We start from the raw sequence: 13280 nt of genomic DNA on the forward strand, positions 1-13280 counted from the left end.
CTCGTCGTCGTTGCGACCATATATTCCGGATAGGACTGATTTAGTGGGCATAGTCGGACTTAACCCGTCCGGCGGTGCCGGGCAGGCGACGCCCCGAGGGTGAGGTGGTGCGGGTGCGGGATGCCTTCGACGAGCTGCACCGGCGTTGGCGGGCCGGGGAGGCGGTGGCGCTCGCCACGGTCGTGGCCACCTGGCGCTCGGCCCCGCAGCCGCCCGGCGCCGCGATGCTCGTAACCGCCGACGGCGCGGTCACCGGCAGCGTCTCCGGCGGCTGCGTCGAGGCGGACCTCTACGAGCGGGCACGCGAGGTGCTCGCCGGTGGTACGCCCGAACTCATCCGTTACGGCGTCAGCGACGACGACGCGTTCGCCGTCGGCCTGACCTGCGGCGGAGTGCTGGAGGTCTTCGTCGAGCGGATCGAGCCCATCGGCTTCCCGCAGCTCGGCACGGTCGCCGGGGCGCGCCGGAGCGGGGCGCCGACCGCCGTCGTCACCTGCGTCGGGGCCGACGCCGGCGACGAACCCGGCACGGCTCCCGCCGATCCGGCGGGGCGGCTGGGCCGACGGCTGGTGCTCGCCGGGGAGCGGGTCCTCGGCTCGCTCGGCAGCGAGCGGCTGGACGCCGCGGCCGCCGCGGACGCGCTCGGACTGCTCACCGCCGGCCGCAGCGGAATGCTCCGGTACGGCTACGACGGGCAGCGCCGCGGCAGCGGGGTCAGTCTCTTCGTCGCGGCGTACACCACCCCACCCCGGATGATCGTCTTCGGTGCCATCGACTTCGCCGCGGCGGTGACCCGGATCGGGGCGTTCCTCGGCTATCGGGTGACGGTCTGCGACGCGCGGTCGGTCTTCGCCACCGCCCGGCGCTTCCCGGAGGCGGACGAGGTGGTGGTCGACTGGCCGCACCGCTACCTGCAGGCGGAGCTCGACGCGGGCCGGATCGACGGGCGCACGGCGATCTGTGTGCTGACCCACGACCCGAAGTACGACGTGCCGGTGCTCGCGTTGGCGCTGCGCCGGCCGATGGCGTACGTCGGGGCGATGGGCTCCCGGCGTACCCACGACGAGCGGCGCAAGCGCCTACGCGAGGCGGGGGTGACCGTTGAACAGCTCGCCCGGCTCGCCTCGCCGATCGGGCTGGACCTCGGTGGTCGTACCCCCGAGGAGACCGCGGTCAGCGTGGCGGCGCAGATCGTCGCGGACCGTTGGCGGGGCAGTGGACGGCCGTTGGCCGAGCTGGCCGGACCGATCCACGGCCCCGGTCAGGCGGATCGCGCCGTGGCGGCCGGGTAGCGCTCGACGAGGTGCTCGCGCCCCGGTGGCGGCTCGTAGGGCTCCGGCCAGAACTCGGTGATGACGCTGATCAGGCCCGCCTCGTCCAGGTCGAAGAAGGTCACCGCCGGCAGCTCCTCGGCGTCGGAGGTGGCGGTGATCCAGCTGGCGACCCGCGCGCCGGCGCCGGTCACCCGGGTCACCGAGAACCGCCACCGGCCCGGGTACTCCCGGTTGAACTGGAGGTACGCGTCGCGGCCCCGGATCCGCTCCCGGCTCTGCGGCAGGTGGTAGACCACGTCGTCGGCGAGCAGCGCGCCCATCCGCGCCCAGTCCCGGCTCTCGCACGCGGCCCAGTACGTCAATACCGTCTCTTCGACATTCGCCACGGTGCGCACTGTGCCAGCCTGGTACGACAAGATCTCTCCGAGCGTGACGTCGGGCGCGGGTGACCCCGTTCCGTCGGGCGGCGCGGCGGCCTGCGACAACGGGAGGGACCGGAATGGGATACGCGATGGTGCTCGGTGAGGCACTCGTCGACCTGATCGAGACCGAGTACGACGGGGCGCCGGTCTACCGGCAGGCGATCGGCGGCGGGCCGCTGAACGTCGCGGTCGGGGTGGCCCGGCTCGGCGGCGCGGCGCAGTTCGTCGGCTCGCTCGGCGACGACGCCCTGGCCGGCCGCATCCGTGACTTCCTCGCCTCGGCCGGCGTCGGGCTCGACGGGGTGGTCACCGTGCCCGCGTCGACCGCGCTCGCGGTGATCACGCACTCGGGCGCGGAGCCGGACTTCCGCTTCTACGGCGAGCCGCCCTCGTACGGGCTGCTCGACGTCGACGACCTCGACGTGGCCCTGGTGGAGGGGGCCGACGTGCTCTACTGCGGGTCCGTGGTGCTGCTCCGGCCGACGGTGCTGGCCGCGGCCCGACGGGCCTGGTCGCTCGCCTCCGGCCTGCGGGTCTTCGACCCGAACGTGCGCCCGCGGCTGCTCGACGGCACGGCCGCGCTGACCGAGCTGCGCGAGGTGGTGGCCGAGTTCGCCGCCGGCGCGCACGTGGTCAAGCTCAGCGAGGCCGACGCCGCGCTGCTCTATCCCGGCGAACCGACCGAGGGCGTCGCCGCGTACCTGCGGGAACTCGGTGCGGCGACGGTGGTGGTGACCCTCGGGGCCGACGGCGCCCTGCTCGCCGCCGCCGACGCGGACCCGGTCCGGGTGCCGGCGCCCCGGATCGACCCGGTGGACACCACCGGCGCGGGCGACTCGGTGATGGCGGCGATCATCGCCGACCTGCTCGTGGGCGGTGAACCGGCGGAGCCTGCGGAGTGGATCGAGCGGGTGGTGTTCGCGCTGCGCGTCGCCGGGCTGGTCTGCGAGTCGCCCGGTGGGGCCACGTCGATGCCGACCCGCGACGCCGTCCTGGCCCGCTTCGCCGACTGAGTCGCGCCCTCCCGGCGGCTGGGCACGCGAGCGGGTCGCGGCCGGATCGGTGTGGTGCGGGCGCGACCCGGTGGACGGTGGCCTCAGTCGGACGCGCGGCGGGTCAGGGTCAGGACGGTGCCGAGGGAGAGCACGACGGCGCCCGCGACCACCGCGGCCATCGGCACGCCGCTGCCCTCGCCGCCGAGACCGACCAGCGGGGCGGCGAGCGCCCCGATCACCGACTGGACCGTGCCGAGCAGCGCTGCCGCGCTGCCGGCGTGCCGGGGATGGCGGTCCAGCCCGAGCGCGGTGCTGTTCGGCGCCACCATGCCCAGCGAGGCGACGAAGACGAAGAGACAGGCCGCCACCGTCCACGGGCTGCCGACCACCGCACCCGCGAGCAGCCCGGCGGCGGCCACGGTGCCGACCATCAGGGTGCGCGTCAGCAGTGTCCGTGGGCCCGAGTGGTCGAGCAGCCGCGCGTTGGCCTGGCCGAGGGCGACCAGGCCCAGCGCGTTGAGCCCGAAGATCAGGCTGAAGGTGGTGTCGGAGACGCCGAAGACGTCCTGGAAGACGAAGGACGAGCCGGAGATGTAGGCGTACAGCCCGGCGAAGGCGAGCGCCTGGGTGAGCACGTAGCCGACGTAGATCCGGTCCGTGGCGAGCATGCGCATCGTCCGCACGGTGCTGGCCAGGCCGGCGCCGTTGCGCCGCTCGACCGGGAGGGTCTCGGGCAACCGCCGGGCGACCGCCACGGCGAGCAGCAGGCCGATCACCGCGAGGACGACGAAGACCGCCCGCCACGAGCCGAACCGCAGCACCAGGCTGCCGATGCCGGGTGCGGCGACCGGGGCGACGCCGAAGATCAGCGTGAGCTGGGAGAAGTACTTCGCCGCGGCCCGGCCGGAGTGCAGGTCGCGGACCACCGCCCGCGCCACCACGACGCCCATCCCGCCGGCGAAGCCCTGCGCGAAGCGCGCCACGGCCAGTGCCGAGGCGTTCGGTGAGACCGCGCAGACCAGGGAGAACAGGGCGTACGCGAGCACCCCGGCGAGCACCAGCCGGCGCCGCCCCAACCGGTCGCTGAGCGGGCCCGTCACGAACTGTCCGACGGCGGTGCCGACCAGGCAGGCGGTGAGCGAGAGCTGGATGTGCGCCTGATCCGCCCCGAGGTCGCGAGCCATGGCGGGAAACGCCGGCAGGTACATGTCCAGGGAGAGCGGCCCGAACGCGGTCAAGAGGCCGAGCAGCGCCACCAGGCCCGCACCGCCGCGCGCCGGCCCGGCGTTCGCCTCGCGGCCGCCCGACGGCGGTGGTACGGGTGTGTGCGCGACCTGGACCACGGTTCTCCCCCCAGCACGGCGACTCCAGCGGGTAACCTTAGCTCTGTAGTCAGAGGTATTTCCCCGTGAGGAAGGTCATGTCGAGCGAGAGCATGGCGCGGCTGGGCGCGCTCGTGGGCGATCTGCACCGGTTGCTGCGCCGCTCGGCGACCCGGCGGGCGAACCGCGCCGAGCTGCCCGACGCGCAGGCGGAGCTGATGCTGCTGGTCCACGCGCACCCGGGCGTGAGCGTCAAGGAGGCGGCCGCCCGGATGCGTACCGCGCCGAACACCGTCAGCACGCTGGTCCGCGACCTGGTCGCGGCCGGACTGGTGCTCCGCGAGCGCGACCCGGTGGACGGCCGGGTGGCGCGGCTGCGGAGCACCGAGGCCGCGCGGCAGCGGATCGCCGACCACCACCGGCACCGGGTGGCCCTGCTCACCGACGCGCTGAACCAGCTCGACCCCGAGGCGCGGGACGCGCTGACCGCCGCCGTGCCGCACCTGGAGCGCCTCGCCGAGCTGCTCCGCGAATCCGGCTGACCGCCCGCTCAGCCGCCGGTGGCGTCGAGTTCGGCGTAGCCCCGGCGGATCGCCGTCAGCGCGGCCTCCGGGCCGAACGGGGCGTCGACCGCGAGCCGTTCCGGGGCGACCCCGTCGCGATACCCCTCCCGGATCAGCCCGGCCAACTCCGTGAGCTGCCGGTGCTGGCTCCGGACGAACTCCACGCCCACCGGCCGGCCGTGCCCGGGGATCACCACCGTCGCCGCTGTGCACAACCGCAACAGGTCGGCCACCGCGTCCGGCCAGCGCAGCGGGTACGCGTCCTCGAACGCGGGCGGCCCGCTCTCCTCGACCAGGTCCCCGGCGACCAGCACCGCCGCGTCGGGCACGTGCACCACCAGATCGCCGTCGGTGTGGCCGGGGCCGGGGTGACGCAACAGCACCCGCCGGCCGCCCACGTCCAACACCGTCTCCACGCGCACCGAGTGGGTCGGGGCGAGCAGCACGGTGTCGGCCAGCCCGGGGGCGAGCGCCGGCCAGTCGGCCGACACCTCGTCGTACGCCTCCCGGCGCAGCCGGTCCGGGTGCTCCCGCAGCGCGGTGGTCACCCGCTCGTGCGCGTAGACCGGGCGGGGCGGGGCCGCCGCGAGGACCGCGTTGCCGAAGCAGTGGTCGAAGTGGCGGTGGGTGTTCACCACCGTCCACCCGGCGGTCGTCACCGCCCGGGCGGCGGCGGCGAGTTCGGCGGCCTGACCGGCGGTGGAGAGCGTGTCGACGAGCAGGGCGGCGCCGTCGCCGACGACGAGCGTGACGTTGACGTCGAGCACCGGCTCGTTGAGGACGTGCACCCCGTCGGCGACCTCGACGAAGCTGCCGGTCATGCGGTGCGGGTCACCCGCTCCACGAAGCGCCGGCGGTCGACGAGCATCCGCTCCACGCGCCCGTCGGCCACCACCTCCTCGCCGTCGGTCACCCGCACCTCGAACACCAGCCGCCGCCCGTCGACCTCGGCGAGCCGGGCCTGCGCCTGCACCCGCCCCCCGACCGGGGTGGCGGCCCGATGGTCGAGCTCGACGCGGATCCCCACGGTCGTCATGCCGGCCGGCAGGCTCCGGGCGGTCGCGGCCACCGTCGCCGCCTCGGCGAGCGCCAGGACGCGGGGCGTGCCCAGCACCGGCACGTCCCCCGAGCCGACCGCCTGCGCGGTGTCCGCGTCGGTGACGGTCAACTCCACCCGGGCGCTCAGCCCCGGCGCGATACCGGGCTCGGGCTGTTCCTGCATGGCCCACAGCCTAGGTGCCGGGCGGCTCGGGGGCCATGCCCGCGACGGGCGGACGGCCCCGGAGGCCGACGCCCTCCGCCCGGGTCCGGCGACCGGCTGCGCCGACGCGCTGGTGGCTGGCGTCGGTCGATGTCCCGCCCGCCGTTAACCTTGACCGCGATGGCCGTCGTGACTGACCCCCAGCCCCCCGCCCGGACCGACCCGTCCCCGCCGCCGGACGGCGGGCGTCGCCGCCTGGTCGCCATGACGATCTGGGCGGTGGCCTTCGTCGCCGGCTGGCTCCTGATCGGGCTCCCCACCGACCCGGCGTACGCGTTCCTCTGGATCTGGGCGGCCACGATCGCCTGGCACTCGTCCCGGCCCTGGCGCAGCCACCTGCGGTTCGCCCGGGACTGGGTGCCGGTGGTGCTGCTCTTCGCCGTGTACAACCTCTCCCGCGGCTTCGCGGACAACGGCGCCACCCCACACGCGTACGAGCTGGTCGCCGCCGACCGCTTCATGTTCGGCTGGGCGACGGGCGGGCAGGTGCCCACCATCTGGCTCCAGCAGCACCTGTACCGGCCCGAGGTGCAGTGGTGGGACGTCGCGGCCAGCTGGGTCTACTTCTCCCACTTCGTGGTCGCGCTCAGCGCCGCCGCGGTGCTCTGGCTGCGCAACCGGGCGCGTTGGGGGGCGTACATGCGGCGCTGGGGCTTCCTCTGCGCCGCGGGGCTGGTCACCTACTTCCTCTACCCGGCGGCCCCGCCGTGGTGGGCCGCGCAGAACGGCCTGATCGAGGAGGTGGCCCGCATCTCCACCCGGGGGTGGAAGGAGTTCGGCATGCACGGCGCCGGCAACCTGCTCAACGCCGGCCAGATCGCCTCGAACCCGGTGGCCGCGATGCCGTCGCTGCACACCGCCTGGGCGCTCTTCGTGGTGCTGTTCTTCCTGACGTCCACCCGCAAGCGCTGGTGGCCGCTGCTGCTGGCCTACCCGCTGGCGATGACCTTCACCCTGGTCTACTCGGGCGAGCACTACGTGATCGACGTGCTGGTCGGCTGGGCGTACGTCGGGGTGACGTTCCTCGTCGTCGGTCTGGCCGAGCGATGGTGGGCCGCCCGACGGGCCCGCCGGGGACCGGCCGATGCTCCGGCGACGGGCGGTGGCCCGACGCCGACCGACGACCGTCCGGCCGCTGGGAAGCCGCCGGCCGGCGACGCCGCGCCGGCCGCCGACCCGGCCCAGGTCCGGATCACCGGCTGAGCCGGTTTCCGGTCAGCCGGTGACCCGGCGGGCGGCGTGCGTGCGCGCGGCCAGCTCGGCGGCGAGCGCCCACGCCTCGGCGACGTCACGGGACTCGGCCGCCGCACCCGAACCGCCGGCGGTGTCCGCGTGCACGGTGGCGAGCCGCAACCAGCGCTGCAGCGGCCCCTGCACCACGCGCACGCTCTGGATCCGGGCGTACGGCACGACGGTCAGCTGCCGAGTGAGCAGCCCGGAGCGGACCACCACGACCCGTTCGTGCAGCCCGGCGCCGAGGGCGTTGCGCCCGAGGGGGTGCAGCCAGCGGGCCCGCGACGGCGGTGGGGTGAGCGGCAGCCCGGTCAGGCGTACCCCGGGCAGCACCTCGCCCACGATCAACTCGGCGGTGCGCAGGTCGCCGACGGGCAGCAGCCGGTCCGGACGGTTGCGTTCGTCGCCCTCGCCGACCGAGTAGCCGGCCACCTCCAACCGCAGCCGCAGCCAGCCCTTCATCCGCCAGAGCAGCGGCCAGGTGGCCCGTACGGTCTGCACCCGGTGCAGCGGGACGGTCTGCGCCCGGGTCTCCAGTAGGCCGTTGCGTACCCGCAGCGTCCCGTCGTCGCGCGCGATCCGGAAGTTCCAGTCGTCGAGGACCCGGCGGACGGGTTGCAGCACCACCCCGGCCATCGCGGTGAGCGTGCTCGCCACCGCGATGAACGACCAGGAGTCCTCGGAGAGGAACTGCACCACCACGAACGCCACGCCGAACGGCAGCAGGAACGCCTGCGGGGTGAGCAGCTGGCTGACCAGCAGATCGTTGTTGCGCACGGTGTGCAGCGCCCGGCCGGGCGGCACCTGGGTCGCCGTGGTGACCGGCTCGGCCGGAGCGGCTACCGCTTCGCCGGGGGTCGGCGCGACCGCGGGCTGCCCGGCCTGGCCGGCGAGGGCCAGCAGTCGGGCCCGCAGCCCGGCCGCGTCGGCCACGGTGAGGTACGCCAGCGGCGCCTCGGTCTTGCCGCCGCCGACCACCTCCAGTCGTAGCTCGGCCAGCCCGGTCAGCTGGGCGAGCAGCGGCCGGACCACCTCGACGGCCTGCAACCGCTCCAGCGGGATCGCGCGGGTACGCCGCCAGAGCAACCCCTCGTACACCCGCAGCTCCCGGCCGACCACGTGGTAGCCGGTGTTGTACCAGCTGATGATCGAGAGCACGGTCGCCCCGAGGGCCAGCGCGACCACCAGCGCGGCGAACCAGCCGAAGCCCACCCGGGACAGGGTCGACCAGGAGAGGCCGGCGATCACCACGACGAGCGACTTGGCGCCGTGCAGGGCGGGGCTCAGCGGGTGCAGTCGCTGCCGGGGCTCCACCGGGTTGCTCCAGGCCGGCGGACCGGGTCGGACGTACCCGCCCGGCCCGGCCGGCTGCGGCGGGCCGTAGGGCCCCGCGGGCCAGGTTCCGCCGGGGTACGGCGCCGACCCGGGGTACGACGGCGCGCCCGGGTACTGCGGCGCGCCCGGGTACTGCGGACCACCGGGGTACTGCGGCGCGCCCGGGTACTGCGGAGCGCCCGGGTGGGGCGGGGGACCGGGGTAGGGCGGGGCATCCGGGTACGGCGCAGCGCCGGGGTACGGCGCGCTCGGGTATGGCGGGGCGGCGGGGTATGTCGTCGGCGGAGCTGCGGGTGCGGATGCCGGTGGTGCCGTCGGCACCGGCGGGGCCGGCGTGCCGGCGGGCGGCGGCTCGGGGGGCGGCGCGGGTGGGCGGGCGGCCGGCTCGGCCGGTCCGTCGCTCATCGGGCGCGCTCCGGGGCGACCGGCCACGGGCCGGAGTGGACGATCACAGCCCCTCCGCCCGATCCTCGCCCAGGGCGGTGAGCCGGTCGCGCAGCCGGGACGCCTCGGCCGGCCGCAACCCCGGCACCCGTGCGTCGCTCGCCGCCGCGGCGGTGTGCAGCTGGACGGTGGCGAGGTCGAAGGCGCGCTCCAGCGGCCCGGCGCTGACGTCGACGAACTGCATCCGGGCGTACGGGACGATGGAGAGCCGCCGGACCAGCAGCCCGTGCCGCACCAGCAGATCGTCGGAGCGCTCGGCGTAGCCCCAGGCCCCGACCGCGCGGACGATCGAGACGGCGCGACCCACCCCCAGCAGCAGGACGACCGCGAGGGCGAGCCCGAAGATCCAGTGCCCGCTGAGGACCCAGCCGATCACCACGCCCACCCCGACGACCGCCAGCACGGCGGCGAGCCGGAGCAACTCGACCCAGATCAGGTCCCGGGAGATCGGCTGCCAGCGGACGGTCTCCGGCCACGGCTCCAGCGGTCCCGCCGACGGTCGGCCCGGCCCGGACGGGAGGGGGCCCGGCACGGCCGGCGGCTGGTGGGACTCCGCGGCGCTCACCGGGGTGTTCCGTTCTGCGCGCTCACGCTTCGAGCGTAGGCGATCCGGCCAGTGGTACGACCGCACGCAGGAAGCCGCGTGCGTCGAGAAAGTCGCCGAGCGTCTCGCGGTGCGCGGGGCAGGCGAGCCACGTCTTGCGCCGGTCGGGGTCGTGCAGTCGGGGATTGTTCCACCGCAGCTCCCACGTCGCGGGCGCGTGGCATCCCTTGGCCGAGCAGATCAGCGGCTCGTCGGTGGGGAAGGGAGTGCTCATCCCGGCCAGTCTAGGGTGGCGACGGGAGAGAGAGGTTGAGCGCCGGGCGGCCACGGGGGGAGCCGCCCGGCGACGGGTGAATCGTACACGCGCCGGTGCCCTTTCTGTCCACCCCGAAGGTGGCGATCCGGTCGCTCAGGACGCGGTGGCGGAAATCGCCTTCTCCCCACCTCGGTACTCAGCCGGGCATGCGAGTCTTGACACGCACCACGCCGCGACAACCGATCATGCTGTGGAGGACCGGTGGCCCAGCCGACCACGCCCGACGCCCCGACGCCGAACGGAACAGCACCGCAGGCGCCCGCGCCGGTGACCACCCCCGCCGAGGACGCGACCCTGCTCGAACGGGCGCTCTTCGAGATCAAGCGGGTGATCGTCGGGCAGGACCGGATGGTGGAGCGGATGGTCGTCGCGCTCCTCGCCCGCGGTCACTGCCTGCTCGAAGGGGTGCCCGGGGTGGCCAAGACCCTCGCCGTGGAGACCCTCGCCAAGGTCGTCGGAGGTTCGTTCGCGCGGGTGCAGTTCACCCCCGACCTGGTGCCGGCCGACATCATGGGCACCCGCATCTACCGGCAGTCGAGCGAGAAGTTCGACACCGAACTCGGTCCGGTCTTCGTGAACTTCCTGCTCGCCGACGAGATCAACCGGGCGCCGGCCAAGGTGCAGTCGGCGCTGCTCGAGGTGATGAGCGAGCGGCAGGTCTCGATCGGTGGGGAGACCCACCGGGTGCCGGACCCGTTCCTGGTGATGGCCACCCAGAACCCGATCGAGCAGGAGGGTGTCTACCCGCTGCCGGAGGCGCAGCGGGACCGCTTCCTCATGAAGATCGTGGTCGGCTACCCCACCGACGCCGAGGAACGGGAGATCGTCTACCGGATGGGGGTGGCCGCGCCGGAACCGACGCCGGTGTTCAGCGCCACCGACCTCGTCACGCTGCAACGCAAGGCGGACCAGGTCTTCGTGCACAACGCCCTGGTCGACTACGCGGTCCGGCTGGTGCTCGCCACCCGAACCCCGGCCGAGCACGGCATGCCGGACGTCGCGCAGCTCATCCAGTACGGTGCCAGCCCGCGCGCCTCGCTCGGGCTGGTCCGGGCCAGCCGGGCGCTGGCGCTGCTCCGCGGCCGGGACTACGCGCTGCCCCAGGACGTGCAGGACATCGCGCCGGACATCCTGCGCCACCGGCTGGTCCTCAGCTACGACGCGCTCGCCGACGACGTACCGGCCGACCACATCGTCCACCGCGTGATGGCCACCATCCCGCTGCCCTCGGTGGCGCCGAGACAGCAGGCGACGCCGACGCCCGTCGCGCCGCCCCCGGCCGCCGGATGGCCCGGGCAGCACCCGTGACCTCAGCCACCCCTCGTCCCGCCCCCGCCGACCGGTCGGAGGCCGTCCTCTCCCGCCTCCAACTGCTGGTCACCCGCAAGCTCGACGGGCTCCTGCAGGGCGACTACGTGGGACTGCTGCCCGGCCCCGGCAGCGAGGCGGGGGAGTCGCGTGAGTACCGCCCCGGCGACGACGTACGCCGGATGGACTGGCCGGTGACCGCGCGTACCACCACCGCGCACGTCCGACGGACCGTCGCCGACCGGGAGCTGGAGACGTGGCTGGCGGTGGACCTCTCCGCGAGCCTCGACTTCGGCACCGGGAGGTGGCTGAAGCGGGACGTGGTGGTGGCCACCGTGGCCGCGATGGCCCACCTGACCGTGCGCGGCGGCAACCGGGTCGGCGCGGTGATCGGCACCGGAGCCGGGGCGGCGCCCGCCGGTCGACGTCGCGGCGGTCCACCACCCGCCGGTCCCGGTGTACTGACCCGGATGCCCGCCCGGTCCGGGCGCCGGGAGGCCCAGGGCCTGCTCCGCGCGGTCGCCGGCACCGAACTGAGGCCGGGCCGCAGCGACCTGGGCGCCCTGATCGAGATGCTGAACCGGCCGCCCCGCCGGCGTGGTCTGGCGGTGGTCGTCTCCGACTTCCTCGCCCCGCCCGCGCAGTGGAGCCGGCCGCTGCGCAAGCTGCGGGTACGTCACGACGTGCTGGCCGTCGAGGTGGTCGACCCGCGTGAGCTGGAGCTGCCCGACGTGGGTGTACTGCCGGTGGTCGACCCGGAGAGCGGCGAGCTGCACGAGGTGCAGACGGCCGACCCGCGGCTGCGCCACCGTTACGCCGAGGCGGCCGCCGCCCAGCGCGCGGAGATCTCCGCCGCGCTACGGGGCGCCGGGGCGGCGCATCTTCGCCTGCGTACCGACCGAGACTGGCTGCTGGACATGGTGCGTTTCGTGGCCGCGCAGCGGCACACCCGCACCCGAGGGACGACACGATGATCCGTTTTGTGCAACCGTGGTGGCTGCTGGCTGTGCTGCCGGTGCTCGCCCTCGCCGCGTTCTACGTGTGGCGGCAGCTGAACCGCCGCGCGTACGCGATGCGCTTCACCAACGTGGAGCTGCTGCGCACCCTCGCGCCGAAGGGCCTCGGCTGGCGTCGGCACGTGCCGGCGACCGCGTTCCTGCTCTGCCTGCTCGTACTCGCCACCGCGCTGGCCCGGCCGGCCGTGGACACCAAGGAGCCGCTGGAGCGGGCGACCGTCATGCTCGCCATCGACGTGTCGCTGTCGATGCAGGCCGACGACGTGGCGCCGAACCGGCTGGAGGCCGCCCAGGAGGCGGCGAAGCAGTTCGTCGACGAGCTGCCGGAGAGCTACAACCTGGGGCTGGTCTCCTTCGCGAAGTCGGCGAACGTGCTGGTGCCGCCGACCAAGGACCGGGGCGCGGTGACCGGCGCGATCGACGGGCTGGTGCTCGCCGAGGCGACCGCCACCGGGGAGGCCGTCTTCACCAGCCTGGAGGCGATCCGCTCGGTGCCCGCCGACGGTGCCGCCGGCATCCCGCCGGCCCGGATCGTGCTGCTCTCCGACGGCTACCGCACCGCGGGGCGCGCCGTGGAGGAGGCGGCCGCGGCCGCGCAGGCGGCGAACGTGCCGGTCTCCACCATCGCCTTCGGCACCGACGGCGGGCAGGTGGACATCGGCGGGCAGCTGCAACGGGTGCCGGTGGACCGGTTGGCCCTGGCGGAGCTGGCCGAGACGACCGAGGGCTACTTCTACGAGGCGGCCTCGGTGACCGAACTGAAGCAGGTCTACCAGGACATGGGCAGCTCGATCGGGTTCCGGACGGAGCCTCGGGAGATCACCCAGTGGTACGCGGGTGTCGCGCTGCTGCTCGCGCTCTGCGCCGGGGCGCTGAGCCTGCTCTGGTCGTCCCGGATGCTGTGACGGCCGGCCGCCCTCGTGATCGGCCGGGACGGTTGTGTCTCGGCCGACCACGAGCACGGCGGGTCGAGGAGCGGTGCGCGAACGCCGACGTGATCGGTCGGTGCCCGGCGAGCGTGATCGATCAGCGCCCGGCGAGGACGAAGAGGACCGCCACCCAGACGGCGGCGAGGGTGAACCCCAGCGGGGCGACGTAACGGCTCATGGTCGACTCCGAGTGGCGACTGGACAGCCTCGGGCGCGCCGGGGCGGTCGGGTGGGTCAGGACGCGCACACGAACTCGTGACCGGGGGGCTCCCGGCCGCCTCGGACGACGGGCGGCACACGACGTCACCCCGACCGGAG

15 protein-coding genes are annotated in these 13280 nt (G+C 74.6%); 7 read left to right on the forward strand and 8 right to left on the reverse strand.

Annotated features, from left to right (window positions below; genetic code table 11):
• The first annotated feature begins 107 nt into the window (after nucleotides 1–107).
• On the forward strand, nucleotides 108–1292 hold the full coding sequence (locus D7147_RS28910; RefSeq protein WP_325050697.1) for an XdhC family protein: 1185 nt from the start codon (nucleotides 108–110) through the stop codon (nucleotides 1290–1292).
• On the opposite strand, the gene D7147_RS28915 is transcribed toward D7147_RS28910, so the two are convergent.
• Nucleotides 1262–1660: a nuclear transport factor 2 family protein gene (locus D7147_RS28915; RefSeq protein WP_120683472.1), complete on the reverse strand. Its 399-nt coding sequence runs from the start codon at nucleotides 1658–1660 to the stop codon at nucleotides 1262–1264. The genes D7147_RS28910 and D7147_RS28915 overlap by 31 nt on opposite strands.
• Nucleotides 1661–1773: 113 nt before the next feature.
• Here D7147_RS28915 and D7147_RS28920 point away from each other — a divergent pair, with 113 nt between their 5' ends.
• A complete protein-coding gene (locus D7147_RS28920) occupies nucleotides 1774–2709 on the forward strand; it encodes a carbohydrate kinase family protein (protein WP_120683306.1) in 936 nt (311 codons plus the stop codon).
• Nucleotides 2710–2792: 83 nt separating this feature from the next.
• Here the strand turns inward: D7147_RS28920 and D7147_RS28925 are convergent, their stop codons facing one another.
• On the reverse strand, nucleotides 2793–4034 hold the full coding sequence (locus tag D7147_RS28925; protein ID WP_120683308.1) for a multidrug effflux MFS transporter: 1242 nt from the start codon (nucleotides 4032–4034) through the stop codon (nucleotides 2793–2795).
• Between the two features lie 77 nt (nucleotides 4035–4111).
• On the opposite strand from D7147_RS28925, the gene D7147_RS28930 reads away from it, so the two are divergent.
• Entirely contained in the window at nucleotides 4112–4555 is a 444-nt protein-coding gene (locus D7147_RS28930; RefSeq protein ID WP_120683310.1) for a MarR family winged helix-turn-helix transcriptional regulator, read from the forward strand.
• Nucleotides 4556–4563: 8 nt separating this feature from the next.
• Here D7147_RS28930 and D7147_RS28935 read toward each other — a convergent pair whose 3' ends face one another.
• Together D7147_RS28935 and D7147_RS28940 are read right to left on the reverse strand one after the other, a co-directional pair.
• Entirely contained in the window at nucleotides 4564–5397 is an 834-nt protein-coding gene (locus tag D7147_RS28935) for an MBL fold metallo-hydrolase (RefSeq protein WP_120683312.1), read from the reverse strand.
• Nucleotides 5394–5798 carry a thioesterase family protein gene (locus D7147_RS28940; protein ID WP_120683314.1) on the reverse strand — a complete coding sequence of 135 codons (405 nt, stop codon included), beginning with the start codon at nucleotides 5796–5798 and terminating at the stop codon, nucleotides 5394–5396. Before D7147_RS28940 ends, D7147_RS28935 begins: the two co-directional genes overlap by 4 nt.
• 159 nt (nucleotides 5799–5957) lie before the next feature.
• Here D7147_RS28940 and D7147_RS28945 point away from each other — a divergent pair, with 159 nt between their 5' ends.
• Complete coding sequence (locus tag D7147_RS28945) at nucleotides 5958–7040, forward strand: phosphatase PAP2 family protein (protein WP_120683316.1); 1083 nt, start codon at nucleotides 5958–5960, stop codon at nucleotides 7038–7040.
• 12 nt (nucleotides 7041–7052) lie between these two features.
• On the opposite strand, the gene D7147_RS28950 is transcribed toward D7147_RS28945, so the two are convergent.
• From D7147_RS28950 to D7147_RS28960, 3 genes are read right to left on the reverse strand one after another with little or no spacing between them, the layout of a single operon-like run.
• Nucleotides 7053–8810 (reverse strand): PH domain-containing protein, encoded by a 1758-nt coding sequence (locus tag D7147_RS28950; protein ID WP_407663397.1) that lies wholly within the window; start codon nucleotides 8808–8810, stop codon nucleotides 7053–7055.
• Nucleotides 8811–8853: 43 nt separating this feature from the next.
• On the reverse strand, nucleotides 8854–9414 hold the full coding sequence (locus D7147_RS28955) for a PH domain-containing protein (protein WP_199716512.1): 561 nt from the start codon (nucleotides 9412–9414) through the stop codon (nucleotides 8854–8856).
• A gap of 22 nt (nucleotides 9415–9436) precedes the next feature.
• On the reverse strand, nucleotides 9437–9667 hold the full coding sequence (locus D7147_RS28960) for a hypothetical protein (RefSeq protein WP_120683320.1): 231 nt from the start codon (nucleotides 9665–9667) through the stop codon (nucleotides 9437–9439).
• Between the two features lie 243 nt (nucleotides 9668–9910).
• On the opposite strand from D7147_RS28960, the gene D7147_RS28970 reads away from it, so the two are divergent.
• Genes D7147_RS28970 through D7147_RS28980 form a run of 3 tightly spaced genes read left to right on the forward strand, consistent with a single transcriptional unit; the run spans nucleotide 9911 to nucleotide 12938 of the window.
• A complete protein-coding gene (locus D7147_RS28970) occupies nucleotides 9911–11017 on the forward strand; it encodes an AAA family ATPase (RefSeq protein ID WP_120683322.1) in 1107 nt (368 codons plus the stop codon).
• Nucleotides 10996–11991 (forward strand): DUF58 domain-containing protein, encoded by a 996-nt coding sequence (locus tag D7147_RS28975; protein WP_120683324.1) that lies wholly within the window; start codon nucleotides 10996–10998, stop codon nucleotides 11989–11991. The genes D7147_RS28970 and D7147_RS28975 overlap by 22 nt, the downstream gene beginning before the upstream one ends.
• The gene (locus tag D7147_RS28980) at nucleotides 11988–12938 is read left to right on the forward strand and encodes a VWA domain-containing protein (protein WP_120683326.1); all 951 of its coding nucleotides are present in this window, start codon (nucleotides 11988–11990) and stop codon (nucleotides 12936–12938) included. Before D7147_RS28975 ends, D7147_RS28980 begins: the two co-directional genes overlap by 4 nt.
• A 121-nt stretch (nucleotides 12939–13059) precedes the next feature.
• On the opposite strand, the gene D7147_RS32535 is transcribed toward D7147_RS28980, so the two are convergent.
• Nucleotides 13060–13209, reverse strand: a complete 150-nt coding sequence (locus D7147_RS32535) for a hypothetical protein (RefSeq protein ID WP_158609406.1) — start codon at nucleotides 13207–13209, stop codon at nucleotides 13060–13062.
• Nucleotides 13210–13280: the final 71 nt, after the last annotated feature.

Origin of the sequence: Micromonospora musae, from assembly GCF_003626545.1 — a bacterium.
In the GTDB taxonomy this organism is placed as follows: domain Bacteria; phylum Actinomycetota; class Actinomycetes; order Mycobacteriales; family Micromonosporaceae; genus Micromonospora; species Micromonospora musae.